The organism is Pediococcus damnosus (genome assembly GCF_001437255.1).
Taxonomy (GTDB): Bacteria; Bacillota; Bacilli; order Lactobacillales; family Lactobacillaceae; genus Pediococcus; species Pediococcus damnosus.
Map to the genome: position 1 here is coordinate 1 of NZ_JQBD01000167.1, position 997 is coordinate 997.

Below are 997 nucleotides of genomic sequence, written 5' to 3' on the forward strand. Positions count from 1 at the left end.
TCCCCGATTCACGAGGAATCAGGGATTTTGGATTTAGCAAGTAGCTATAGGACAGCTACTTAGATTCAGTCGATTTTCACCGCCAAGTTAAAATCGACTGAACATTGTTCTTAATTTGTAGGTTAATTATACCGCAAACCAGTCCCCGAGGACAAGTTAAGGATAGTTAAAAACAAATTGAAGTCAATGGACTAAGTAGCTAACTGAAGCTATTTAGTCCATTTTTGTTGTTAGAAATTAAAAAAAGTTGCCGACTGGGCAACTCACAAACAGACACATGCTGATGAATTTGCAAAGCCTCACCGCTAAATGAATGCTTTGTAATTCAGTTAGAGCATATCAGATTTGTATTTTAAAGCAAATCAAATGTTTTAGCAACTCTCTTTTAAGACAGCGTGTGTCAGTTAAGAAAGGGAGCTTTTATTATGGATCAATCAAATTTCAACTTTACAAATGCTAAAAGGGCATATGAAGTAAAGTTCTACGCTTTGCCGCAGATCTTACTCCAAGGAGAAAAATATAAGGATCTTAGCGATAGTGCCATTTTACTTTATTCGGTGTTACGCGATCGTCTAAGTTACTCACTGAGCAATAATTGGGTTGACGAAAATAACAACGTATATTTCATATACACAAACAATGAACTAAAAGATTTACGAAACTGGTCAAATAATAAAATCAATAAGATTAAACACGAATTAATGGACGCAAAACTTTTGTATCAAAAACATATGGGTTTTAATCCAAGATCAGGCAAAAACGAACCAAATAGATTATATTTGGCAGATTTGGAAGTAACAGCAAAAGACGTTTATATTAAGCGAGAGCCATTAAAATCGCCTGAACCCCTTGGTACAAGCGGACTTCTCAAAAAGAGAAACCCGTATGATACCGTTGAACCCCTTGGTACAAACGGACTTCTCAAAAAGAGAAACCCGCATGATACCGTTTCTGATACATCTGAATCCCTTGGTACAAGCGGACTTCTCAAAAAGAG

Annotated in this window: 1 protein-coding gene; it reads left to right on the forward strand. The window is 36.3% G+C overall.

Going from position 1 to position 997, the window contains the following annotated elements; translation table 11 throughout:
• Positions 1-425: 425 nt before the first annotated feature.
• Positions 426-997, forward strand: a 572-nt coding sequence (locus IV84_RS10465) for a replication initiator protein A (RefSeq protein WP_162261358.1), incomplete at its 3' end; no start/stop codon positions are given.